General features: G+C 72.4%; 20 protein-coding genes. 4 read left to right on the top strand and 16 right to left on the bottom strand.

Annotated elements, in window-relative coordinates; genetic code table 11:
* Positions 1–63: 63 nt before the first annotated feature.
* The 7 genes from LO772_RS02220 to LO772_RS02190 form a co-directional block, all read right to left on the bottom strand.
* Complete coding sequence (locus LO772_RS02220) at positions 64–927, bottom strand: alpha/beta fold hydrolase (RefSeq protein WP_231776605.1); 864 nt, start codon at positions 925–927, stop codon at positions 64–66.
* Between the two features lie 333 nt (positions 928–1,260).
* A complete protein-coding gene (locus LO772_RS02215; protein ID WP_231776604.1) occupies positions 1,261–2,463 on the bottom strand; it encodes a thiolase family protein in 1,203 nt (400 codons plus the stop codon).
* Between the two features lie 78 nt (positions 2,464–2,541).
* Complete coding sequence (locus LO772_RS02210) at positions 2,542–3,750, bottom strand: cytochrome P450 (RefSeq protein WP_231776603.1); 1,209 nt, start codon at positions 3,748–3,750, stop codon at positions 2,542–2,544.
* 127 nt (positions 3,751–3,877) lie between these two features.
* Positions 3,878–5,383: an aldehyde dehydrogenase family protein gene (locus tag LO772_RS02205; RefSeq protein ID WP_231776602.1), complete on the bottom strand. Its 1,506-nt coding sequence runs from the start codon at positions 5,381–5,383 to the stop codon at positions 3,878–3,880.
* Positions 5,384–5,445: 62 nt separating this feature from the next.
* Positions 5,446–5,781, bottom strand: a complete 336-nt coding sequence (locus LO772_RS02200) for a DUF4286 family protein (protein ID WP_231776601.1) — start codon at positions 5,779–5,781, stop codon at positions 5,446–5,448.
* Between the two features lie 49 nt (positions 5,782–5,830).
* A complete protein-coding gene (locus LO772_RS02195; RefSeq protein ID WP_231776600.1) occupies positions 5,831–7,300 on the bottom strand; it encodes an aldehyde dehydrogenase in 1,470 nt (489 codons plus the stop codon).
* 396 nt (positions 7,301–7,696) lie between these two features.
* Positions 7,697–8,404, bottom strand: a complete 708-nt coding sequence (locus tag LO772_RS02190) for a TetR/AcrR family transcriptional regulator (protein WP_231776599.1) — start codon at positions 8,402–8,404, stop codon at positions 7,697–7,699.
* Between the two features lie 202 nt (positions 8,405–8,606).
* On the opposite strand from LO772_RS02190, the gene LO772_RS02185 reads away from it, so the two are divergent.
* The gene (locus LO772_RS02185) at positions 8,607–10,313 is read left to right on the top strand and encodes an N-acyl-D-amino-acid deacylase family protein (protein ID WP_231776598.1); all 1,707 of its coding nucleotides are present in this window, start codon (positions 8,607–8,609) and stop codon (positions 10,311–10,313) included.
* 107 nt (positions 10,314–10,420) lie between these two features.
* Positions 10,421–11,596: an amidohydrolase family protein gene (locus LO772_RS02180; protein ID WP_231776597.1), complete on the top strand. Its 1,176-nt coding sequence runs from the start codon at positions 10,421–10,423 to the stop codon at positions 11,594–11,596.
* Between the two features lie 108 nt (positions 11,597–11,704).
* Here LO772_RS02180 and arcC read toward each other — a convergent pair whose 3' ends face one another.
* The gene (gene arcC, locus LO772_RS02175; RefSeq protein WP_231776596.1) at positions 11,705–12,640 is read right to left on the bottom strand and encodes a carbamate kinase; all 936 of its coding nucleotides are present in this window, start codon (positions 12,638–12,640) and stop codon (positions 11,705–11,707) included.
* Positions 12,641–12,821: 181 nt separating this feature from the next.
* Between arcC and LO772_RS02170 the strand changes: the two genes are divergently transcribed.
* Entirely contained in the window at positions 12,822–13,616 is a 795-nt protein-coding gene (locus LO772_RS02170; RefSeq protein ID WP_231776595.1) for an enoyl-CoA hydratase/isomerase family protein, read from the top strand.
* Positions 13,617–13,734: 118 nt separating this feature from the next.
* Here LO772_RS02170 and LO772_RS02165 read toward each other — a convergent pair whose 3' ends face one another.
* Both LO772_RS02165 and LO772_RS02160 read right to left on the bottom strand, forming a co-directional pair.
* Positions 13,735–14,961 (bottom strand): cytochrome P450, encoded by a 1,227-nt coding sequence (locus LO772_RS02165; RefSeq protein ID WP_231776594.1) that lies wholly within the window; start codon positions 14,959–14,961, stop codon positions 13,735–13,737.
* The gene (locus tag LO772_RS02160) at positions 14,958–15,518 is read right to left on the bottom strand and encodes a hypothetical protein (RefSeq protein WP_231776593.1); all 561 of its coding nucleotides are present in this window, start codon (positions 15,516–15,518) and stop codon (positions 14,958–14,960) included. The genes LO772_RS02165 and LO772_RS02160 overlap by 4 nt, the downstream gene beginning before the upstream one ends.
* Before the next feature lie 606 nt (positions 15,519–16,124).
* Here LO772_RS02160 and LO772_RS02155 point away from each other — a divergent pair.
* Positions 16,125–17,303 (top strand): amidohydrolase family protein, encoded by a 1,179-nt coding sequence (locus LO772_RS02155; RefSeq protein ID WP_231776592.1) that lies wholly within the window; start codon positions 16,125–16,127, stop codon positions 17,301–17,303.
* Between the two features lie 90 nt (positions 17,304–17,393).
* Here the strand turns inward: LO772_RS02155 and LO772_RS02150 are convergent, their stop codons facing one another.
* The 6 genes from LO772_RS02150 to LO772_RS02125 all read right to left on the bottom strand — a co-directional run bounded on the left by LO772_RS02150 (position 17,394) and on the right by LO772_RS02125 (position 23,986).
* Positions 17,394–18,236, bottom strand: a complete 843-nt coding sequence (locus LO772_RS02150; RefSeq protein ID WP_231776591.1) for a TIGR03619 family F420-dependent LLM class oxidoreductase — start codon at positions 18,234–18,236, stop codon at positions 17,394–17,396.
* Positions 18,237–18,472: 236 nt separating this feature from the next.
* Positions 18,473–19,189 (bottom strand): TetR/AcrR family transcriptional regulator, encoded by a 717-nt coding sequence (locus tag LO772_RS02145; protein WP_231776590.1) that lies wholly within the window; start codon positions 19,187–19,189, stop codon positions 18,473–18,475.
* 163 nt (positions 19,190–19,352) lie between these two features.
* Positions 19,353–20,135, bottom strand: coding sequence for an MgtC/SapB family protein (locus LO772_RS02140; protein ID WP_443089432.1), 783 nt, complete (start codon positions 20,133–20,135; stop codon positions 19,353–19,355).
* A gap of 145 nt (positions 20,136–20,280) precedes the next feature.
* Entirely contained in the window at positions 20,281–20,517 is a 237-nt protein-coding gene (locus LO772_RS02135; RefSeq protein WP_231776588.1) for a hypothetical protein, read from the bottom strand.
* 153 nt (positions 20,518–20,670) lie between these two features.
* Positions 20,671–21,456 carry a thioesterase II family protein gene (locus LO772_RS02130; RefSeq protein ID WP_231776587.1) on the bottom strand — a complete coding sequence of 262 codons (786 nt, stop codon included), beginning with the start codon at positions 21,454–21,456 and terminating at the stop codon, positions 20,671–20,673.
* Positions 21,457–21,637: 181 nt separating this feature from the next.
* The gene (locus LO772_RS02125; RefSeq protein WP_231776586.1) at positions 21,638–23,986 is read right to left on the bottom strand and encodes an MMPL family transporter; all 2,349 of its coding nucleotides are present in this window, start codon (positions 23,984–23,986) and stop codon (positions 21,638–21,640) included.
* Between the last annotated feature and the right edge of the window lie 204 nt (positions 23,987–24,190).

Genomic DNA, 24,190 nt, shown 5'->3' with positions numbered 1-24,190 from the left:
CCGGCGCCGCCCGCCCCACATGTCAGGACGGGCGGCGCCGGGCACGATCCGGGCGGGCGGGGGTCAGCCGAGTGATTCCTCGGCCCACGCGTGCAGCAGCGGGGCCAGCAGCGGCCAGCCGACGAACAGCCCTTCGCCGACGCCTCCGGCACGGGCGGCGGAGCGTTCGTTCCACTCGTCGTCGCTCCAGGGCGGATCCACGAGCCGGGCGTTCGGCAGCAGTTCGGCCAATTTCTCGGACGTCTCCCGGGTGTGGTTGCAATCGCGCTCGTCGCTGCGGAACACCAGTGCGGGAATGCCGAGAGCGCGGGCCTCGGAATCCGGCAGACCGGGGACAAGCTGGTCGTCGCGCGGGCAGTACGCGGCCATCCAGCGCTCCATCGCCGCGATGAACGCGTCGCGGTCCTGGTCGAGAATTCGCCGCCGGTTTCCGGGATTGCGCTCGATGACCGATGCCCACTCGGGAAGGTCGGCGACCGCGTCCATGCCGCCCGATTTCCAGGCCGCCGCGAGCGAACCACCGCAGTAATGCACGCTGAGCGTCATCAGCCCGTACACGCCGCCGCTGATCCACCATGTGGCCAGGCCGGACGCGACCTCGCGGTGCCGGGCGGCGGTGAGCAGCGAGACCCGCGCGCCGCCCGAGCCCCCCGCGATCACCGCCGGCGCCATATCCAACGCCTTCAGGAGCCCGGCGAGGACATCCGCCTGCATTTCCGATTCGGAATCCCCGGTGAAACAGACGTCGGACGCGCCGCAGTTCGGCCGGTCCCAGACCAGGACGCGATTTCCGAGGCCCGCCAATGCGGCGGCCAGTTCCCGAACTCCCGGTGAATCCATACTGAAACGGCCACCCGGGGTGATCACCCACGGGCGCCCTGTCTCACCAATAACGTCATAGGCGACCGACAAACCATGGACACTCATTATCGGCATTCGAGAACCGTATGCGGTCGAGAGGGCGAAGACAACAGGCGATGACGAAACGGTGGGCGGGGTGTTGGCGGCATGGGGACGTCGGGCGCGGGCTCGGCGCGGTCGCGGAGCCCGCGTCCCCGCCCGCGGGCGGCTGCGACGGTCGGCGCCGACATCGCGCTCCGAGTCGTCACGGAGCCCCGCCCGTGGGCGCCCCGCCGGGCACCACGGGTTCTCGGGCTCGGCTCGGGGACGGTGAGGTGCGTGGTGAGGGGGGCGGCAGTGGAGCGGGGGTGTCGGGCGCCCGACACCCCCCATCGCGCCCCCGGAACCGCCTCGTTCCCCTCACGCCCCCGCCGGTGCCGGGACCTCCAACACGACCGCGCTCGCCATCCCGCCGCCCGCGCACATCGCCGACACGGCGGTGCCCCCGCCGCGCCGCCGGAGCTCGTGGACGAGGCTGATGACCTGGCGCGCGCCCGTCATCGCGATGGGGTGCCCGAGGCTGCATCCGCTGCCGAGGACGTTGACGATCGCGTCGTCGATGCCCAACTTGCGGCACGTGGCCAGGGGGACGGACGCGAAGGCCTCGTTGATCTCCCACAGGGCGATGTCGCCGATGCCGAGCCCGGCGCGCTCCAGGGCCCGGGGGATCGCCGCGATGGGTGCCAGGCCTGTGTCCGCGGGCGGCACACCCGACGACGCCCAGGCCCGGACGACGGCCAGGGGTTCCAGGCCCAGGCGCTCGGCCTCGGCGCCGTCCGCGAGCACGAGCGCGGCGGCGCCGTCGTTGACACCGGAGGAGTTGCCCGCGGTGATGCTGAACCCCGCGATCTCCGGGTGCAGCGGCCGGAGCGCGGCCAGCTTCTCCGGCGTCGTGGAGCGGCGCGGGTGTTCGTCGACCTCGAAGGTGAACGACGTGCCGTCGCGCCGGGTGACCTCCACGGGGAAGATCTCGTCGCGGAACGCGCCCGCGTCGATGCCGGCGACGGCACGTTGGTGCGAGCGCAGCGCCCAGGCGTCCAGGTCCTCGCGGGTCAGCCCGGCCTTGACGGCCGCGTTCCAGCCGACGGTGATCGACATGTCCATCACGGGGGCGTCGGGAGTCTCCACATGGCTCGGCGGGAACCAGTCCTCCCACGCCTCCTCGTCGTCGCCGAGCCGACGGCGGACGCTGCGCGGCGCGGTGGACGCGGAGTTGGTGCCGCCCGCGACGACGAACTTGTCCATGCCCGAGCGGATCGACGCGGCGGCGGTCTGCACCGCGGCCAGCCCCGAGGCGCAGTGCCGGTTGTGCGCGATGCCGGCGGCCCCGACCAGGCCCGCCTCCAGCGCGGCGTACCGGGCGATGTCTCCGCCCCCGTACAGGCTTTCGCCCAACACGACATCGTCGAACCGCTCGGGGGCCACGCCCGACCTGCGTACGGCCTCGGCGACGGCCCGCGTCCCCAGCTCGAACGCGTCGACGTCCACGAGGGAGCCCTTGCGGGCCGTGCCGATCGCGGTCCTGGCGGTCGAGACGATCACTGCTTCGTGCGACGTCACCATTGCTCCTCAGCTGACTCGGTGGGTGGGGCCGGCGCGATGGGCCCGGCCGGCGCGACGTGCGCGAGGGACACGACCGGCTCAGCGGGCCGTGAACGTGATCGGCAGGCTCCGCGGCGCCCGCGTCAGCGTGGAGTGGAAGCGTACGGCCGCGCGCTCGGGGACGTTGATGTCGTCGAGGCGGCCGAGGATCTCCTCCAGGGCGATGCGCAGGCTGAGGCGGGCCAGGTTGGAGCCGACACAGCGGTGCGGACCGAGGCCGAACGCGAGGTGGCGGTTGGGCGAGCGGTCGACCCGGAACGCCTCGGGGTCGGCGAACTCGGCCTCGTCGCGGTTGGCCGAGGCCCAGTAGATGATGACCTTGTCGCCTCGCTTGATGTGCTTCCCGCCGAGTTCGGTGTCCCGCGTGGCGGTGCGCGCGATGGCGATGAACGACCCGTCCAGCCGCAGCAGTTCCTCCACGGCGGCGCGGATCAGCTCGGGGCGCTCGCGCAGCATCGCGGGGATCTCGGGCCGGGCGCAGAACCGGAGCATCATCAGCCCGAGCGAGCCCGCCGTGGTCTCCAGCCCGCCGAGGATGAGCAGTTGGACGGTCCCGAGGACTTCCTCCCGGGTGATCGGCCGGCCCTCGATCTCCGCGTTCAGGACCCCGTCGACGATGTCGCCGCGCCCCGGCTCGGCCCGCCTGCGTTCGACGAACTCCGAGACCCAGGCCGAGAGTCCGGCCCAGGACGTGGCTGCGTCGGGGTGGTTCGGGATCGAGGACGTCGACGCGAGGAGCGCGACCTTCTCGACCTCCTCGGCCGGGGCGTGCAGAGCCTGGTCGAAGAACGACACCGCCGGGAACGGCCGGGCGAAGGCGTCCATGAAGTCGCAGGCGCCGTCGTCGGCGAACCCGTCGATGAGCCGCGTGGCCAGCTCACGGATCGGCTGCTCCCACGGGGCGAGCGCGGCCGGTGTGAAGAACGCGTTGACCAGCCGTTTGTAGACGCGCTGGATCGGCGGGTCGACCTGCACCGGGTAGTGCCGTGCGTGGGTCGGCGCGCTGGGCACGCTGAGGCCGTGGGCGGAGCTGAACGTCTCCCAGTCCTGGGCGACCCGCACGACGTCCTCGTACCGGGTCACCACCCAGAACCCGCCGTACTCCTCGCTGTGGGCCACGGGGCACATCGACCGCATGCGGGCCAGTGCGTCGGGCAGTTCCGCGGCGAGATCCGGCGAAAGGTGGTTGAAGCGGTGCATCAGCCACTCGTCGCTGAGCGGACTGTATGCCGGGGACACGGTACCCATCACTACCCCTCAACGGTTCGACGAACATCGAAGCCTTGTCGCGCAGTTTAATGTTGTAAGTACTTACTTTCCAGACCTCGCGAGGGACCCGGTCGAACGCCGCCGCACCGGGGCGAGGCACCCGCGCTCAGCGTGTGTCGACCCAGACGGCCTTCACGTCGAGGTACGCGTCGAGCGCGTCGCGGCCCATCTCGCGCCCCCACCCGCTCATGCGGTGGCCGCCGAACGGCACGGCCGGGTCGAACAGGTTGTACGTGTTCACCCACACCGTCCCGGTCCGCAGGTCGCGGGCCATGCGGTGCGCCGTGCCGACGTCGCGCGTCCACACGCCGCCGCCGAGCCCGAACTCCGAGTCGTTGGCCCGCGCGACGACCTCGTCGACCGAGTCGAACGGCATGACGCACGCGATCGGGCCGAAGATCTCCTCGCGGGCGACCCGCATGTCGTCGCGCACGTCGGCGAGGACCGTCGGGGCGACGAAGTAGCCGTTGGCCAGCGCTCCTTCGTCGATCCGCCGGCCACCGGCGGCGGTACGCGCGCCCTCGTCCCGGCCCACCGCCAGATAGCCCACCACGCGGTCGAGTTGCCCCTCGGACACCAGCGGCCCGATCCTCGTCTCCGGGTCGAGGCTGTCACCCACCCGCAGGCGGCCCGCGAACTCCGCGACACCGGCCACGAATTCCTCGTAGACCGGCCGCTCCACGTAGATCCGGGTGCCCGCCGAGCACGTCTGCCCGGAGTTGGTGAACACGCCCATGGCCGCCCCCGGCACCGCACGGGCGAGATCGGCGTCGGCGAACACGATGTCCGGTGACTTGCCGCCCAGTTCGAGGGTCAGGCGCTTCATGGTCCCGGCCGCCGAGCGGACGATCCGCTGCCCGGTCGCCGTCGATCCGGTGAACGCCACCTTGTCGACACCGCGGTGCTCGGTCAGCGCCGCGCCGACCGTCTCGCCGTACCCGGTCACGACGTTGACGACACCGTCCGGCAACCCCGCCTCGGCGACGAGTTCGCCGAGCCGCAGCGCGACCAGGCTCGCCTCCTCGGCGGGTTTGAGGACCACCGTGCAGCCCGTCGCGAGGGCGGGACCGAGTTTCCACACCGCGTTGCTGATCGGCCGGTTCCACGGCACGATCGCCGCGACCACCCCCACCGGCTCCTTGACGGTGTAGCTGAGCACCGAGCCCGGGATCGAGTTGGGAAGGGTCTCGCCGTGGATCTTCGTCGCCCACCCGGCGAAGTAGCGCAGCACCTCCGCCTCCCAGGCCGGCCCGGCGCCCGACCGCGCCCGCCCGATCGGCGAGCCCATGTCGAGCACTTCGAGCAGGCGCAGCTCCTCGAAGTTCGCCTGCACCGCGTCCGCGAGGGCCCACAGCAGCTCCTGCCGGTCCCGGGGCTTCATACGCCGCCACGGTCCCTCGTCGAACGCCGCCCGCGCCGCCGCGACCGCCCGGTCGGCGTCCTCGGCACCGCCCTCGGCGATCTCCGCGATCCGCTCGCCGTTCGACGGATTGACGCTGGGAAAGGTGCGGCCGGACGCGGCGTCGACCCACGAGCCGCCGATCAACAGCTGCTTCCGACCGGCCTTCAGGAACGGCGACGTCGGCGCGCCGGCGGGTTCGGGTGTCGGCATCGGGACTCCTCGGCTGCGTGCGCGGTGGATGGGGGCGGCGGCTCTCCTCGTCGAGCCGACGGCTACTCGTCGAGTTCGAACAGCGAGACGACCGGCGGCGGTTCGCGGCGCAGCGCGCCACTTGGCGTCCCGGCACGGCCGTCCGCCCTCCGCCGGGCCAACTCGGCCTGCGGCTCGGTGAGGTCGTCCGCCTCCAGCTCGTAGACCGCGAGGTAGACCGGCAGTTCGGGATCCGCGTCGACGCCGTCGCGGCGCCGCAGCCGGTAGCGGCGCGCGGCGACGAAGCCCGGGACCGCGAGGAGTTCGGGGATGTGCGTGCCGGTGTACCAGGCGTTGTACTCGTCCTCGCGCTCGCGGCTGACCGGGCCGGATTCCACGATCATGACGCCTCGTGCCATGGCGACCTCCCTGGGGTGCCTGAGTGGGGCGGGTGTGCGGTGCGGCGCGTCAGTCCCGCGCGAGCAGCGACGCCGGGATGCCGATCGACCGTTGCTCCAGGAAGCCGCGCAACCCCTCCGGCCCGAGTTCGCGGCCGACACCGGACTGCTTGAACCCGCCGAACGGCACGAGCGGGAACGGCGGGCTCGACCCGTTGACGATCACACTCCCGGTGCGCATGCGCCGCGCCACCGCGAGCGCCCGCGCCGCGTCGGCACTCCACACGCCGCCGGACAGCCCGTACGGCGAGTCGTTCGCGACGCGCACGGCCTCGTCCTCGCCGTCGTACGGGATGAGGCACAGCACCGGACCGAAGATCTCCTCGCGGGCCACCTTCATGCCGTTGTCGACGTCGCCGAGAATCGTGGGTGCGACGTACCAGCCCTTCGGCAGGTGCGCCGGGCGCACGCCGCCGGCCACCGCGCGGGCGCCCGCGTCCAGCGCCGACGCGATGTAGCCCTCCACCCGGGTGCGCTGCCGCTCGGCGACCAACGGCCCGACCACGGTGGCCGGGTCGTGCGGGTCGCCGTACGGCACGGCCACCGCAGCGTCGGCCGCGGCCTCCAGCGCCTCGGCGTACCGCGACCGGGGCACGAGGACCCGGCTGTGCGCGCCGCAGACCTGCCCGGACAGGTGCATGCCGCCGCGCACGACGGCCGGGACGACGGTGCCGAGGTCGGCGTCGTCCAGGATCACCGCGGCGGACTTGCCGCCGAGTTCCAGCGACACGCGCTTGACCTGGTCGCCGCACAGGCTCATGATCCGCTTGCCCACGGCCGTGGAGCCGGTGAAGGCGATCTTGTCGACGTCCGGGTGCGTCACCAGGTGTTCACCGGCCTCCCGGCCGCCGGGCACCAGGTTGACCACCCCGGCCGGAACCCCCGCCTCCAGCAGGGCCTCCGCGAGGATGTAGTTGCTCAGCGGCGCCTCGGGCGCGGGTTTGATCACGACCGTGCACCCGGCGGCGAGCGCGGGTGCGACCTTCCACGCGGCCAGCGTGACCGGCGCGTTCCACGCGACGATCGCCCCGACCACGCCGACCGGTTCCTCGGTGACCACCGCGGCCTTGGGCCCCGTCTCGACGATCCGCTCGAACGCGAAACCGCGGACGAGTTCCGCGTAGTACGCGAAGACCGACGCGACCAACCCGGTCTGCGCGGTCCGTGCCTGGCTGACCGCGCAGCCCATCTCGTCGGTCGTCACCCGCGCGATGTCGTCCTCGCGCTTGCGCAGCAGATCCGCGGCGGCGGCCAGCACGTCGGCGCGCTCGACCGGCGTCATGCGCGGCCACGGCCCCGTGTCGAACGCCTCGCGGGCCGCGGCGACGGCCCGGTCGATGTCCCGCTCGCCGGCCAGCGGCACGCGCCCGACCGGTTCCTCGGTCGACGGCGAGACGACATCCGCCGGCCCGCCGTCCAGCGGTGCGACCCAGGAGCCGCCGATCAGGAAGTCCGGACGGTCCATCAGCCGGTCATTCACAGAGCCTCCCGCGTTGCGAGGACGGTCACGTGTGCACCAGGAGGAGGGGAAGTGAGTGCCTGCTTGCCGAAGGCCGCCGCCGGGACTCGGGCGCCGCCTCGGGGCACCGCCGGAGCGGGAACGGCACGGACGCCCGGCGGTTCGCCGGGGGTTGGTCGGCAAAGGTCCTGGTTACGGATGCGAGACTACTCTAGTAAGCGCTGACTTATCTAGACCGAGCCGCCCCGAGCCGCCCCCGGCCGCGGACTGTGCCGCCGGACCTGGCCCTGAACGTGCGCGTCGCCCGCCGTGGCCGAGGCGAGGCACGGCGCTATCGGGCGGCCGGGCGGTCGGTGCCGGGCGATGAAGCGGTCGCCGTAGGGTCCGCGAGCCGCCGAAACACCCGCGCGACCCGGATCACGCCTCCGAGAACGGGACCGCGGCCGATCCCCGCGACCCCGCCGCGCGGCGCCGCTGGGCCGGTTCGATGGCGGGGAAGAAGCCCTTGACCGTTCCCTCGCTCACCGCGGACAGCGTGCGGTTGCGGCTGAACTTGGTGTTGTGGCGGCCCTCCAGGGCGAGGACGAGCGCGGTGCCCATCACGACGCGGGCGGAGATCTCCGGAGACTCGAACTCGTAGCCGTACCGGTCCTCGACGTCGCGCCAGGCCTCGGCCAGGCGGTCCATGGCCACCGCGAAGTGCTTGCGGTAGAAGCGCCGCGCCACCTCCGGGTCGCCGAACAGCACGAGACCCAGCAGCGGCAGCACCTCCTCCAGCGTCGAGACCAGGTGCCGGTACAGGCTGTTCATCGTCTGCAACTGCCGTTGTGGGGACAGGGGTTCGTCGATGTCGACGACCTCGGCCGCGGCCACCAGTTCGTCGACCGCGATGCGCAGCGGCTCGACGACGGCCTCGTAGAACAGCTGTTCCTTGCTCTCGAAGTGACGGTAGATCACCGCCTCGCTGATCCCCGCCCGTTCGGCGATGGCCTTGACCGTCGTACCGTTCATGTCGCCGGTGTCGGTGAACTCCAGCCGCGCGGCCTTCAGGATCGAACTCTTGCGGTCCTCGGCGCTGAGCCGCCGACGCCCGGGGACGCTCGCAGCCTTGGACGATCGGTTCACGCGCTCGGCCACTGGTCCTCCGCAACCGCCATGCATCGTTGATGAGTAAGCACACACTAGTCTAACGCGGTCCGGGACCCCTTCCGGCGCGCTTGCGCGATCCGTCCGCCGATACCGCGTCTTGACAGCGTCCCGCCGGCCCCCCGACCATGAAAGAAATAAGTACTTACTTACTCTTGCTCGCGCTGAGGGACGGGGTGCCATGCATGACATCGTGATCCACGGCGGCGACGTGGTGGACGGCACGGGCTCGGCCCCGCGCCGGGCCGACGTGGCGATCGACGGCGACCGCGTCACCGAGGTCGGCACCGTGACCGGCCCGGCCCGCCGCCGCATCGACGCCGCCGGGCGCCTGGTCACCCCGGGCTTCGTCGACATCCACACCCACCTCGACGCCCAGCTGTTCTGGGACCCGGCCGCCACCCCGTCGTGCCGGCACGGCGTGACCACGGTCGTCCTCGGCAACTGCGGTGTCACCTTCGCACCGGTCAGCCCCGGCCAGGAGCGCTACCTCGCGGAGATGATGGAGGCCGTCGAGGACATCCCCGCCGACACCATCATGGCCGGCGTCGAATGGGGCTGGGAGTCGTACGGCGACTACCTCCGCGCGCTCGCCCGGCGCCGCCTCGGGGTCAACGCCGGCGGCATGATCGGCCACTGCGCCCTGCGCCACCACGTCATGGGCGCGCGCGGGCTCGACGAGGCCCCCGCCACCGACGACGACATCGCCCGCATGCGGGACCTGGTCGGCGAGGCCATGGACGCCGGGGCGCTCGGCTTCTCGACGTCCCGCAGCCTCATGCACACCGTCCCCGACGGACGGCCCGTGCCCGGCACGTTCGCCCGGCCCGACGAACTGGCAGCGATCGCCGACGCCCTCGGCACCCGCGGCCGGGGCGTCATCGAGGTCGTCCCCCGCATCGGCGAGCGGGACGGGCCCGAGCGCGAGAACTCGGTCGCCGAACTCGCCTGGATGGAACAGGTCAGCCGCGCCTCCGGACGCCCCCTGACCTTCGCCATCATGCAGAGCGACCGCCGCCCCGGCCTGTGGGCGTGGGTCATGGACCAGGTCGCCGAGGCACGCGGGCGCGGCGCCGACCTGCGGCCCCAGACGGCGGCCCGCGGCAGCGCCATCCTCTTCGGGCTCGTCGGCCGCACCCCGTACGACGCCCTCCCGGCGTGGGCGGAGCTGCGGCAACTCCCGTGGCGGCAGCGGCTGAAGGCGCTCGCGGAACAAACCCTGCGCGCCCGCCTCGTCGCCGAGGCCGAGCGACCCCTCGCGCAGTCCGGGCCCCTGGCCCCCAAGGACCCCGCCAAGATGTACCTGCTGCCGCCCGGCGCGGCCGGCTACAACGTCAGCCCCGCCAACAGCCTCGCCGCCGAGGCCGCCCGCCGGGGCACGACCCCCGCCGCGGCGTTCGTCGACTACACCCTGGAGACCGGCGGACGCGGGCTCCTCTACTACCCGGTGCTCAACCAGGACCTCGACGCCGTCGCGGCCATGCTCACCAACCCCGACGTCGTCCTCGGCGTCGCGGACGCCGGCGCCCACGTCGCGCTGACCATGGACGCCGGCCAGGCGACGTACGTCCTGCGGCACTGGGTCCGCGACCGGGGCCTGCTCGGCATCGGCCGGGCGATCCGCAAACTCACGGCGGAGGGCGCGGAGTTGTTCGGCCTCGAAGGCCGCGGCGTGCTGGCCCCCGGCGCGTACGCCGACGTCAACGTCATCGACCTCGAACACCTCGACCTGGACACCCCCGAGATGGCCGCCGACCTGCCCCTCGGCGCCGACCGCTTCGTCCAGCGGGCCCGGGGCTACGACTACACCCTGGTCAACGGCGAGGTCCTGGTCGACCACGACGAACTGACCGACGCCCGGCCGGGACGCCTCGTCACGCCGGGCTGACCCGCGGGCCGGAACGTCCGCCACCGGCCCGCACCGATGTCTTGCCCGAAAAAGTAAGTAAGCATACGCTTTCCACGTTTGCGCCGAGCCCAGCAAGGAGGCCCCAAGTGGTCAAGTTGGCCGACGGTCTGCGCGTCGTCGACGCCGACGCTCACATGACGGAGCGTCACGACCTGTTCACGGAACGGGCGCCGAAGGGATACGAGGACCGGGTGCCCCATGTCGAGCACATCGACGGCATGGACATGTGGGTGATCGAAGGGAAGACCTTCGGCAAGGCCGGCTCCGGAGGCACCGTCGACCACGACGGGGTGAAACACGCCTTCCGCGACTCCCAGGGCGGATCGTGGGGCATCGACGACGTGCACCCCGCCGCCTGGAACCCGGTCGAACGCCTGCGCCTGATGGACGAGATCGGCATCCACACCCAGGTGCTGTACCCCAACGCCATCGGCATCGGCGGCCAGAACCTGCGCAACTCCGTCCAGGACCCCGTCCTCCTGCGCCTGTGCGTCGAGTTGTACAACGACGCCATGGCCGAGGTCCAGGAGCAGTCCGGCCACCGGCTTCTGCCCATGCCCATCATGCCCGCCTGGGACATCCAGGCCTGTGTCCGCGAGGCCGAGCGCTGCGCCGCGTTGGGCTACCGCGGCGTCAACATGACCGCCGACCCGCAGGACTCCGGCTCACCCGACCTCGGCCACCGCGCCTGGGACCCCTTCTGGGAGGTCTGCGCCGGCCTCCGGCTGCCGGTGCACTTCCACATCGGCGCGAGCCAGACCTCGCTGTCCTACTTCGGCACGACGTACTGGCCCAGCCAGGACGACTACGTCAAGCCCGCGATCGGCGGCGCGTCGCTGTTCCAGAACAACTCCCGCGTGCTGCTCAACAGCGCGTACTCCGGCATGTTCGACCGCCACCCCGACCTCAAGATGGTTTCCGTCGAAAGCGGCATCGGCTGGATCCCGTTCATGCTCGAGGCGATGGACTACGAGCTGGAGGAGAACGCCCCGGAGCACGCCAGGAAACTCCACAAGCTGCCCTCGGAGTACTTCCGCGACAACTGGTACGCCACCTTCTGGTTCGAGACCGGCCGCGGCGACCTCCAGCACCTCGTCGACCAGGTCGGCGAGGACAACATCATGTTCGAGACCGACTTCCCGCATCCCACGTGCCTGCACCCCGACCCCCTGGACCTGGTCGGCGAACGCGTCGCCGCGCTGCGCCCCGAGACGCAGTACAAGATCATGGGCGGCAACGCCGAGAAGCTGTATCGGATCTGATCGCCCGTCACCCCGGAGCCCCGGGCACCGCGAGCCGGACGGCGGCGCCCGCCCCGGGCGGCCGGCCCCCGCCTGTCGCCCCAGGCCTGTCGCCGCCCGCCCGGCGTCCTATGCCTCGCCCTCCGCGGCGTACCGCCCGGTGGGGGTGACGATGGTGCCCGCGCGGCCCGCCAGGATGTCGGCGGCCTGGTGCAGCGAGCCGATCGCGGCCGTGCAGCCCGTGGTCTCCACGAAGCGGCAGGCGGCGTCGACCTTGGGCCCCATCGACCCGGCGGCGAAGTCCTCGGCGCGGAGCGCGGCGGGGGTGGCGTGCACGATCTCCTCGGCGTGCGGGGTCCCGAAGCCGCGCATCACGCGGTTGACGTCGGTGAGCAGCAACAGCGCGTCGGCGTCCAGGGATTCCGCGAGGAGGGACGCGGTGAGGTCCTTGTCCACCACGGCCTCCACACCGACCAGGTGGCCGCCTTCGTCGCGGATCACCGGGACACCGCCGCCGCCCGCGCACACCGCGATCGCCCCGGACTCCAGGAGTTGGCGGATCAGCCGCGTCTCCACGACGCGCTGGGGCCGAGGCGAGGGGACGACGCGGCGCCAGTACGGGCCGTCCGGTTTCACCACCCAGCCGCGCGCGACGGCCAGTTGCCGGGCCTCCGCCTCCGCGTAGACCGGGCCGACGAACTTCGTCGGAGCCGCGAACGCCGGGTCCGCGGCCGACACCAGGGTCTGGTTGATCAGCGCGCAGACCTGGCGGCCGGGGAGCGCGTTCTGCAGCGACTGGAGCAGCCAGTACCCGATCATGCCCTGCGTCTCGGCGCCGAGGACGTCGAACGGGTACGGCGTGGTCAGCGACTTGTCCGCGGCCGATTGCAGCGCGAGCAGCCCGACCTGCGGACCGTTCCCGTGTGTCACCACCAACTCGTGCTCCGCGGCGACCGGCGCGAGCGCCTCAACCGCCGCGTGGATGTTGCCCAGTTGCACGGCGGCGTCCGGCTTGTCCCCGCGCTTGAGCATGGCATTGCCCCCGAGGGCGGCGACGACGCGCATGGCGTCTCCCTTCCGGAAGCCGGATGGCCCGGCGGTGGTCCTGTGCGGTGTAGATGCCCCCGGGGCGCCTGTTGATCCACCGTCGGCCGCGCACCCGAGGGACGCGGCCCCGGGAACGCACCCGGCCGGTCCGCTAGGATCTTGGCTGTTTGTGACGCGGCGGGGTGTTCGGAGGAGTGGCGTGGCCAAGGGCTCGGACGCCGTGGTGCTGAGTCGGCCCGGCCGGCACACCCGCCTGCTGACGCTGAATCTCCCCGACCTGCGCAACGCCATGACCGCCGAGATGACCCGGGCGTGGGACGCGGCACTCGACACGGTGGCGGCCGAGGAGGACGTGCGGGCGCTGGTCGTCACCGGGGCCGGGGACGCGTTCTGCGCCGGAGCGGACTTCTCGTGGCTCGTGGGCGGTACGTCCGAGCAGGTCACGACCGCCGCGCTGCGCGACCGGATGCTGCCGTTCTACCGCAGTTGGCTCCGCCCGCGGGCGCTGCCTTTCCCGGTCGTCGCGGCGGTCAACGGCCCGGCCCTCGGGGCGGGGCTGTGCCTCGCGCTCGCCTGCGACGTGCGGCTCGCCGGGCACGCCGCGCGGTTCGGGATGCCGTCCGCGTACGTCGGCACCGCGGGCGGCATGGGTGCCACGTGGCTGCTGCCCGAGGCGATCGGGGTCGGCCGGGCCCGCCACATGCTCTACACCGGCCATGAGGTCTCGCCCGACCAGGCGCTGGACTGGGGCCTGGTCACCGGGGTCGGCGAGAACGTGCTCGCCGAGTCCCTCGAGACCGCCGAACGCATCGCGGCGGCCGGGCCGATCGCGCTCAGGCTCACCAAGTCGGGCCTGGCCCAGGCGCCGACGAGTCTGGACGTCGCGCTCCAGTGGGAGGCGTTGGCGCAGGCGGCGACCATGACGACCGCCGACATCCACGAGGGCATCGAGGCCATGCGCGAGCGGCGGGCCCCGGTGTTCCGGGGCCGCTGACCCGTCGTCACCCGCCCGGTGCCGTGCCCGGTGGGTGTTTCCCGGCGCCGTGCCGTTCCCGAACCGCCGCCACGGCCACGGCGGTTCGGGGTCTCGCCGCGACGGGGGGAGGTCGCGGCTACGCCATGGTGTAGCGGATCGGCAGGCGCTTGGGACCGCCGACGAACAGCGTCTCGGTGTACTCCACCGGGCCGGCCGCCTCGATCGACCGCAGTCGCGGTACGAGTTCGGTGTAGAGGGCCTGCGCCTCGAGACGGGCCAGGTGGGTGCCGAGGCAGTAGTGCGCGCCGAAGCCGAAGCCGAGGTGCTGGTTGGGGCGGCGGCCGATGTCGAAGACGTGCGCGTCGTCGAACGCGTCCTCGTCGCGGTTCGCGGCCGGGTACGACAGCAGGACCGACTCGCCGGCCGCGATGGGCACGCCGCGCACCTCGGTGTCGGCGTTCGCGGTACGCATGAACTGCTTGACCGGCGACACCCAGCGGATCATCTCGTCGACCGCGGTCGGCACGAGGGACGGGTCGGCCGACAGCCTCGCCCACTGGTCCGGGTTCTCCAGCAGGGCGTGCAGGCCGCCGGAGATGGCCGAGCTGGTGGTGTCGTGTCCCGCGGTCGCGAGCAGCACGTAGTAGCCGACGGCCTCCAGCATGTCGAGGGGTTCGTCGTTGATCCTCGCGTTGGCGATCACCGAGCCGAGGTCGTCGGTGGGGCGGGCGCGGCGCTCCTCGGTGACGCCCTGGAAGTACTGGAAGAAGTCGATGAGGGCGTCCATCGCCGACTGGCCGCTGGTGTCGCGTGCCATGTCGGCGTCGTCGGAGCCGAAGAGTTCCTGGGTCAGGGTGAGCATGCGGGGGAACGCCTCTTCGGGCAGCCCGAGCAGGGACGTGATGACGTACAGCGGGTAGTGCGAGGCGACGTCGAGGAAGAAGTCGCACTCGCCGTCCCGTTCGGCCATGCGGTCGACGAAGCGCTTGGCCAGCTCGGTGATGCGGTCGTTGAGCCTGCGGACGCCGCTGGGCGTGAACCACGAGGCGCTGATGCGGCGGTAGACCGGGTGGTCGGGCGCGTCCATCTGCACGAGCGTGCGCACCGGGATGTCGTCGCGCGTGTCGTCCTTCGGCTTGGGGCCGAGGGCCGGGCGCGGCGCGTTGAGCCATATCCGGTGGTTGCGGGCGATCTCCATGACGTCGGCGTGCTTGGTGATCGCGTAGAACGGGTTAAAGTCCGGGTGCTCCACGCGGCACACAGGGGCCTCGCGGCGCAGCACGGCCGCGCCGCCGTGGAACCGCTCGTTGTCGGCGTAGGCCTTGGGGTCGGTGAAGATCCCGGCCGCTTCTTCGATGTTCACTTCGAGTCCTCTCCGGGATCGCCCGGTCGTGTCCCGCCCTCGGGACGCGGACGGTCGGATCGTCGTCGGGGCTGCCAGAGGCGGCGACGTGCGGCCAACGCGCCCCCGATGCGCGTCCACCCGTCGAGGAGTCGGTCGGTTTCGTCCGCGTCGAACCGTGTGGCGGTGCGCAGTTCGAGGAGTTCCGCGCCCTCGCGGCCGGCCGTCCACGCGGGCGACGACCCCGCGCCGACCAGGAATCCGTCGCCGGTCCTGCGGGTGCGGCCCGCGCCCCGGATCTCGCCGGACACGATGTAGTAGAGGCAGTCGGCGGAGTGGAGGGGCCGCGGGAGCCGGACGCGGGCGCCCGGTCGCAGGCGTTCGTACCGGAGTCCGTCGTGGCCTTCGCCCTGGAAGAGCGTGTCGGTGCGGCGGCCGAGGGCGGGCGGCTTCGCGGGCGGCGCGGCGGGGCCGCGGGAGGAGCGCCTCGGGGCCTGCGGGGGAGCGGCCTCGCGGGGGGCCGGTGCCGGGCTCGCGGCCGTGCGCGTGGTCTTGTTCGCTCGCTCGCCGACTGACATGGTTCCCTTCGGTGTCCGGGCGCCGGGCGGGCGACCGCCGGTTGCGGGTCCCCGGGGCGGCCGGGGTGGTGCCGTGTGCGCGGCCCGCCCCCCCGGGCGTGCCCGGCTGTCGCCGGGCGGTCCGGCGTCCCGCCCGCAGCCGGTGCAGCACGGTGGCTCTCGGCGCCCCTACCTCGTCGTGGTGCTTCGGGAAGTCCGGTGTCGGCGTGGTGTGTTCGTCACCGCCGCCGCATATTTCGATAATGTTGAGATGATCAAATCATGTCAAGCGTCCTCGCCTCGCGGGAGAGGGCGGGCCGGCCGAACGGCTCCACGCGCCGACGATAGCCCGTCCCATCATCTATGTCGATATCGATGTTGATATTTGGTGTACGGTCGTGGGGAGGTCCCCCGGGGGTGAACGGCCGGACCCCGTGGGGGAGTCCCGAGACATTCACGGCAACCCGCGACACCTTCGGAAGGCTTGTCGAAATATGCTGTCGAGAGTGCCCCACCACACACCTTGGGGGAAGCCTGTGCCGCACGCGGCGGCACAAGCGGTGAAGCACGCATCGCAAGTCATACGAGTCGCGCAAGTCGTGGAACAAGTCGTGAGAGGAACGTGTGATGGCAACGCTTGAGCTGCCCTATCCGGTGTTCGACGCGGACAACCACATGTACGAGACGGACGAGGCGTTCACCCGCCACCTGCCGAAGGCGTACCGGGGCGCGATCGAGTACGTGCAGGTGCGGGGCCGCACGAAGCTGGCGATCCGGGGCCAGATCACCGAGTACATCCCCAACCCGACCTTCGAGGTCGTCGCCCGCCCCGGTGCCCAGGAGGACTACTTCAAGCACGGCAACCCCGAGGGCAAGTCGTACCGCGAGATCGTCGGCGAGCCGATGCGCTCGATCCCCGCGTTCCGCGAGCCCGGCCCGCGCCTGGAGCTGATGGACGAGCAGGGCGTGCAGCGGACCCTGATGTTCCCGACGCTCGCGAGCCGGCTGGAAGAGCGGATGAAGGACGACGTGGAGCTGACCCACGTGGTCATCCACGCGCTCAACCAGTGGATGGACGAGGAGTGGTCGTTCAACCACAAGGACCGCATCTACTCGACGCCGGTGATCACGCTGCCGATCGTCGAGAAGGCGATCGCGGAGCTGGAGTGGTGTCTTGAGCGCGGCGCCCGGGCCATCCTGGTCCGGCCCGCGCCGGTGCCGGGCCCGGGCGGGTCGCGCTCGTTCGCGCTGCCCGAGTTCGACCCGTTCTGGAAGCGCGTCGAGGAGACCGGCACGCTGGTCGCGTTCCACTCCTCGGACTCCGGGTACGCGGGCCACTCCAGCGCCTGGGAGGGCGTGCAGCGCGAGTATCTGCCGTTCCAGCCGCAGCCGTTCCGGTTCGTCGGGCAGTGGCGTCCGATCGAGGACGCGGTGGCGTCGCTGGCCTGCCACGGCGCGCTGTCGCGGTTCCCGGAGCTCAAGATCGCCGTCGTGGAGACCGGCGCGTCGTGGGTCCGTCCGCTGCTGGAGAAGCTCGCGGACATCCACAAGAAGATGCCGCAGGTGTTCCGGGGCGACCCGGTCGAGCAGGTGCGCCGCATGGTCCACGTGAGCCCGTTCATCGAGGACAACTTCAACGACCTGGCCGACCTGATCGGTGTCGACCGCATTCTGTTCGGTTCGGACTACCCGCACCCGGAGGGCAAGGGCGACCCGATCACCTGCGTCGAGAACGTCGCCGACTTCAGCCCGGAGGACCAGGCCAAGGTCATGGGCGGCAACCTCACGCGGCTGCTGCCCGTCTGACAGACGGACGAGGCGCGGAGCGCCCCGAACACGTCGGCCCCGCGACCGGACAAACCCGGTCGCGGGGCCCGCGCGTTCACGGCCCGGGCGTCACAGCCGGGAGAGGACTTCGTCCGCGAAACGCCGCATGCCGTCCGACGCCTCGCGCGAAACGGTCCACGGACGGACGATCAGCCGCGTCACGCCCGCCTCGGCGTGGCGCTTGATCTCGTCCGCCGTGACGGACCCGACGGCGATCGTCACCTCGATCGGCGTGGTGCGCCCCGCGCGTTCGGCGAGTTCGCCCAGCCGGGCCACCGCGCCGGGCAGGTCGTCGAGCGAGTGGTTCATCGGCATCCAGCCCGTCCCGACGGTGGCCGCCCGGCGCAGGGCCGCCGCGCCGTCGCCGCCGATGTGCAGGTCGGGGCCGCCCGGCCGGGACGGCTTGGGCTCGAAGGCGACCGGGCCGAAGTCGAAGTGCGCGCCGTGGTGTTCCACCAGCGGCTCGCTCCACAACCGGCGGCAGACCTCGATGGCCTCGTCCACGCGCGCGCCGCGCTTGTCGAAGTCCAGGCCCATCGCCTCCCATTCCGCCCGCAGCCACCCCGAGCCGATGCCGAGCGCCAGCCGTCCGCCGGACAGCACGTCGGCGGTCAGCGCCGCCCGCGCGGTCACGAACGGGTGGCGCAGGCCGATGTTGTACACGTGGGTGCCGAGCCGGATCCGGGTGGTGCGGGCGGCGAGGTGGCTCAGCACCGCGAGGGGGTCCAGGATCGGCACGTCGGACGGGATCGGCGGGTGGTCGTCCCCGGCGTGCGGGCTGCCGGCCGACGCGGCCGGCACGACGACGTGGTCGGGGATCCACAGCGACTCGAACCCGAGCCCGTCCGCCTCCTCGGCCACGGCACCCCAGTGCCGCAGGTTGACGCTCGCGAGGTGAACTCCGATGTCCATGCGCGGTCCCTCCCCGGGCGCGGCGGCTCGGCCGCCGCGCGGTCGTGATGTGCGTTCCTCCGCGGCGCCGCCTCGCGGGCGGCGCGGTCGTGCCCATGATCGCCCCGGCGCAGGGCGGTGTGCGGACCGGGTCCGCGCGGCGCCCCGGGCCGCGGCCCGCGCGTCGTACGGACCGGCGACGGGCGCTCGGCCGCCCACGGGACCCGGGGGCGACCGAGCGGTCCCGCGCCCGGACGTCAGTCGCGCGTGTCGGCGCCCGCCTCCGCGGCCGGGACCTCGCGCATGCCCACCGCGTTCATCCAGATGCGCGTCAGCTGCTCGGTCGCGGTGTCCAGGTCGAAGCCGAAGGCGTTGTCGGTGTTGAACAGGTATTCGGCGAAATGCGCGACCATGCCGCCGAGCGCCTGGGCCGCGTACGAGGCGTCGACCTCGGGGTCCGCGAGGCCGGTCTCCTGGAGGCGCCGGATGCGGCGCTCGATCGCGCGGGCGAAGGCGTCCTGGCGCTGGAGGCGCGTCTCGCGCACCTCGGCGTCGATCGTCGCGACCTGGTGGATGACCCTCATGAGCTTGGCGTTGTCGCGGTACGCCTGAAGGTAGTGCTCGTTCGCGGCACGGATGCGCTCGACCGGGTCGGCGTCCGCGGGCGCGGGTTCGAGCGTGAGGAGGCCCAGCTCGACCGAGTCGACGATCTCCTTGAAGATCTCCTCCTTGGACAGGAAGTAGGTGTAGAAGGAGCCGTGGGAGATCCCGGCGGCGTCGCAGATGTCGGCGATCCGGGCGTGGAGGAACCCGTCGCGTTCGAAGACCGTCTTGGCGGCCTCCAGGAGCAGCCCGCGCGTCTGGCGGCCCCGACTGGTGCGCCCGGTTCCGCGCCGCTTGTCCTGTCCCTCGCCGCCGCGGCGACCGCGGCTGGCGTTGGACAGCGCGGCCCGGCGAGTCGTGCTTTCAGGCACAGATGTCCCTTTCTGGGGTGCTGTCCGGAACCACCGGGCCCGGGAAGGGCGGTGACTCCGCGTCGTGCGATGTCCGGCGAGGTCGTACGGTGCCTCTCGTATGGCTGTCCGTCCATGGAACCATATGTGATGTCAACGTCGATGTTGGCATTCCGTACGAGGTCTACTCGGGCTCCGTCACCACGCCGCCGCCCGCACTCAAGACGCCGTCCATCTCGGTGAGTTCGGCGACGAGCCGGTGCGGTTCGCCGGTGCCGTCGAGTCTGAGCACAACGTACGTCACCCGGCCCCGGACTCGCTCGAACGGGTCGTCGACGTCCTTCGCCTTCCGCCCGCTGCGCTCCGGGACGCCCCGGTCCTCGTGCCGGACCGAGACGTCCGTCACCCGGAACCCGTGCCGCACGCACGCCATCAGCACCGCGGGCAGCACCCCGTGCGCCGGCATGTAGACCAGCCGCAGCTCGACCGCCTGGGGCCGCTCCTTCTCGAACCACCGGATCAGCGGCGTGTAGCCGAAGACGACGGCGAAGTGCAGCGCCGTCACCAGGATCGCCAGGACCGGCAGCCCGGCGGCGCACGCCATGCCGACCGCGCACGTCAGCCACACCACCGCGGCCGTGGTCAGGCCGCGCACGCTGTCCCGGCGGACGAAGATCAGACCGCCGCCGATGAAGCCGATCCCGGACACGATCTGCGCCGCGATCCGCGACGGGTCGTACGAGGGGGCCTCCGCCGGCAGGACGTCCCAGAAGCCGTATTTGGACACCTCCACGAACAACGCCGTGCCCACCCCGACCAGGGCGTGCGTACGCAGGCCCGCGCTGCGCTGGCGGACCTCGCGCTCCACGCCGATCGCACTGGACAGCACGAAGGCGAGCAGCACCTCCGCCACCTGCCGCCCGTAGGCACCGTGCACCCAATCGCTCGTCACACTCACCGTCTGCACCACCGCCACCCGTTCTCCGTCGGCCGCGGCGCCGAGGCCGACGCCGCGTCGTGTTTCGCCCCCGCGGGTCGCCGTTACCCGGACACACGGATGTGCCCGGGCCGGAAGACTCCGGCCCGGGCACGGTCCGAGCGTGATCAGGGGATCAGCGGTGCGCCAGCCCGCACCCGACGTCGTACGTGACGACCGGGTACGCGTACGACTCCCCTTCGATGTGGTGCACGACGAGGCAGCGGTCCGACACGTGGGCCGCGCCCCGCGTCTCGGCCGAGGCCGCGCCCGCGAACGGGAGGCCCACCAGGGCCGCCGTGAGCACGAGCGCGCCGCCGAGACGAAGTCCGTTGCGCTTGCGGGGAGTCGCGGTCCCGAGGGAATTCCGCATCCGATGCTCCAATCCAGGATGTGTGCCGGCAGGACGTGTTCCGGCTCCGGCGGGAAACAGACTGCTTGGTTTGTGCCGGGCGTCTTCCGAGACACGCCACGGGCAAACGACGTAACGGGAGTTTCACGCGTCTGCGCCCCCGCGGGCGGGTGCTCAGGCCGCGCCGACGCCGACGAGCGTGCGCAGGTCGGTGGCCAAGTCGGCGAGCAGGGGCGTCAGTTGGTCGTGCACGTACAAGTGGCCCCCCGGGTACGTGCGCAGGCGCAGCGGCTGCGTCGTCTGCTCCCGCCAGTCGGTGAGGGCGTGCACCGCCACCAGCGTGTCGTCGCGCGCCCCGTAGATGCTCACGGGGCAGTCCAACGCCGGTTCGTGGACGTACCGGTGGTGCAGGGCGAGCAGGAGGTCGGCCATCATCGGCGGGCCGAACGCCGCCATCGCGCCCAGGTCGCGGAAGACCTCGGGCGGCAGCAGGTCGGTGAGCCCCAGCTGGCGCCACGGCTGGTCGGAGACCAGGATGGGCCGGCAGGCCTTGGCGAACGCGCCGCCCTGCGGCGCGGGGACGGCGGACAGCGCCAGCAGGGCCGGCAACCGGTGTCCGCAGCGCCGCAGTTCGCGCACCGCGTCGAAGGCGATCATCCCGCCGATGCTGTGGCCGAAGACGGCGAACGGCCGCCCGTCGTCGGCCTCCATGATCAGTTCGGCGACCATCGCGGAGACCATGGCCGGGTCGGTGAGGGACACCTCGTCGGCCCGCGTCCCGCGGCCGGGGAACCTGAGGGCCCGCAACTCGACGGAGTCCGGCAGGTGTTGCACCCAGGGCGCGAACATTCCCGGGTCGGCGCCCGCGTAGGGGAGGGTGAACAGGCGTACCCGGGCGGCGGGTCGGGGCACGTACGTGACCAGGTCCGGGCGCGGCGACCGGATGAGCGGACGGCACATGGATTCCACGGAGGGCTCTCGATTCGTGACGTGGGGTTGGCTTCGGGTGTGGGTCTCGGGGTGAAGCGGCGGAGCGGGCGGGCGAGTTCGCGCGCGCACGGATGCCGCGCCGCGGCCGGGGGCGGCGGATCGCGCGGGGTGGTCGGGTACGCGGGCGGCGGGCGGTTGGGCTGACGCGTCGTCAGGAGACGGTCTCCTCCGGCGCCTCGGGGACGGCGGTCGCCTTGGGGCCCGCCACCGCGGGGGTGATTTCCGCGCGGGCGTCGGGGAGTTTGGCGTTGACCAGCACGTCGCGGTGCACGATGCGCCACGGGAACGACGGGGCCCACCAGTTGGCGCGTCCGGTCAGGCGCATGAGCGACGGCACGAGGATGCCGCGCACCAGCGTGGCGTCCACCACGACCGCGACGGCCAGGCCGACGCCGACCATCTTGAGCAGGGTGACGTGCGACAGGCTGAGCGCGACCATGCCGGCTGCCACGATGAGCGCGGCGGCGGTGAAGAGCCGGCCGGTGTGCTCGATGCCGAAGACGATGGCGCGGGTGTTGTCGCCGGTGCGTTCGTACTCCTCTTTGATCCGGGCGATCAGGAAGACCTCGTAGTCGACGGAGATCCCGAACCCGATGGCGAGGGTCAGCAGCGGCATGGTCGCCTCCAGCGACCCGCTGGTGGTGAAGTCGCCCACCACGGACCGCAGGTGGCCGTCCTGGAAGACGAAGACCAAGGCGCCGAGGGTGGCGGTGAGGCTCAGCAGCCCCATCAGGACGGCCTTGACCGGGACGAGGACACTGCGGGTGAACATGAACAGCATCACCAGGGTGCCGAGCACGACGATGGCCGCGCCGTAGGGCAGCGCGTGGCGCAACGCGTGCTTGGTGTCGGAGAGTTCGGCGGCCTTGCCGGCCACGAGGTGGGGCCCGGGCGCGGGCAGGTCGCGCACCTCGTGGACGAGGGCGACGGTCTGCGGGGCCTGGCTGTTCGCGGCGCTGACGACGCGGACGACGGTGCCCGCCCGGGGCGTCGCGGCGGCGGCCGTGGGCTGCGTGCCGGGCACGGGGGCCCCGGCGCGGTAGTCGCCCGTGTCCGCCAGCACGTGGACGACCTGGGGGAGCAACGACAGGCGCCGGGCGTACGCGTCGATCGCCGCGGCGTCGGCCGCGGGGTGCGTGTCCGGAAGGATCACCGGGATGACGCGCTCGGGCGGGTCGGCGAAATCCGTGCGCAGGCTGTCGGCGGTGCGGTGCGCCTCGGACGCGCTCGGCAGGATCTTCTCGTCCACGATGTGGAAGCGCGCGTTCGTGAACGGGGTGGCGAGCAGCAGCAGGAGGAGCACGGCGATGCCGCCGGTGACGATCGGGCGCGCGGTGGAGACCGAGGCGATCCGGTGCCACAGCGGGCTGCCGCCGCCCTCGGGCCGCGTGCGGGCCTTGCGGCGCAGGCGGCGGAACGGGTCGAGCCGGTCCAGGCGCGGGCCGAGGACCGCGAGTAGCGCGGGCAGCAGGAACACGGTCGTGACGGCGGAGATCGCGACCACCAGCATCGACGCGCAGGCCAGCGAGCGCAGCAGTTCGAGGGGGAAGACGAACAGCGCCGACAGGCACAGGGCCACCGTCGCGGCGGAGAAGAGCACCGCGTGCCCGGCCTTGGCCATGCTGCGGGCGATCGCCCGGGTCGCGTCGGTGCCGGCCGCGATCTCCTCGCGGTAGCGGGTGACCACGAACAGCGCGTAGTCGACGGCGAGCGCGAACCCCAGCGACGCGCAGATGTTGATCGCGAAGACGGAGATCGGCAGCACGTGGGTGAGGGCGGCCAGGGCGGCCAGCGCCCCGGCGACGGAGACCGCCCCGATGGCGATGGGGAGCGCCGCGGCGGTGAGCGAGCCGAACGCGAGCAGCAGGATGAGCAGCGTCAGGGGTGCGGCCAGGAGTTCACCGCGTTTGAGGTCGTGTTCCGACTGGGCCGTGGCCTGCGCGTTGGTCCAGGCCGGGCCGGTCGCGGACACCGTCAGGGCGCCGGAGGCCTCGCGTGCCGCGGGGACGAGGTCGCGTGCGGTGGCCACGGTGTCGCGCTCGGTGCCCGCCAGGTCGACGCTGATCAGCGCGCCGCGGCCGTCCCGGGCACGCAGGAGGGGGGAGCCGGTGGTCCAGTACGAGCGGGCGGCGGTGACCCCGGTCCGCCCCGCGATCGTCTCGGTGAGGCGGCGTCCCTGGTCGGCGACGGCGGCGTCGTCGACCGGCGCGTCGGCGCGGACGTACAGGATCAGGTCGGCGGAGTCGGCCCCGAGCCGGGCCGCGGCCTTCTCGGCGTCGGCCGCCGCGCCGCTCTTGGTGGTGAAGCCGCCGTTGGACCACTGGTCCCGGGCGGCGGCCACGACCATGCCGGCCGCCAGGACCATGATCACCGCGCCGACGAGCAACTGCCGCCGGCGTCGCACGCAGTAGTACGCGATGTACGCCAACGCGCCGCGCTCGCGCGGGCTTTCGGAGGACCGGTCGCTTTCTGCGCGTCCGGTCGGAGCTGAATCGAGCATGACCCGTTCCCTAGCGATGTGTGGCGGTCCGGGAGGACCGGGTGCGGGGCGGAGCTATTCGCGCGCGGTGTTCCGCGGGCCACCCGGTGCCGGTCGATTTTCGGGGCGGGAGATCACCGGCGCGGATCGACAGTACCGGTAGGTCGGTGCCGGGGCGCGGTTATTTGCCGCGGCTTTCCCCAATTATTCGGCGCCGATCGAAGG

This window comes from Yinghuangia sp. ASG 101 (assembly GCF_021165735.1).
Taxonomy (GTDB): domain Bacteria; phylum Actinomycetota; class Actinomycetes; order Streptomycetales; family Streptomycetaceae; genus Yinghuangia.
Note: the sequence above shows the minus strand (reverse complement) of the source record. Positions and strands in the feature narration are given on the sequence as shown.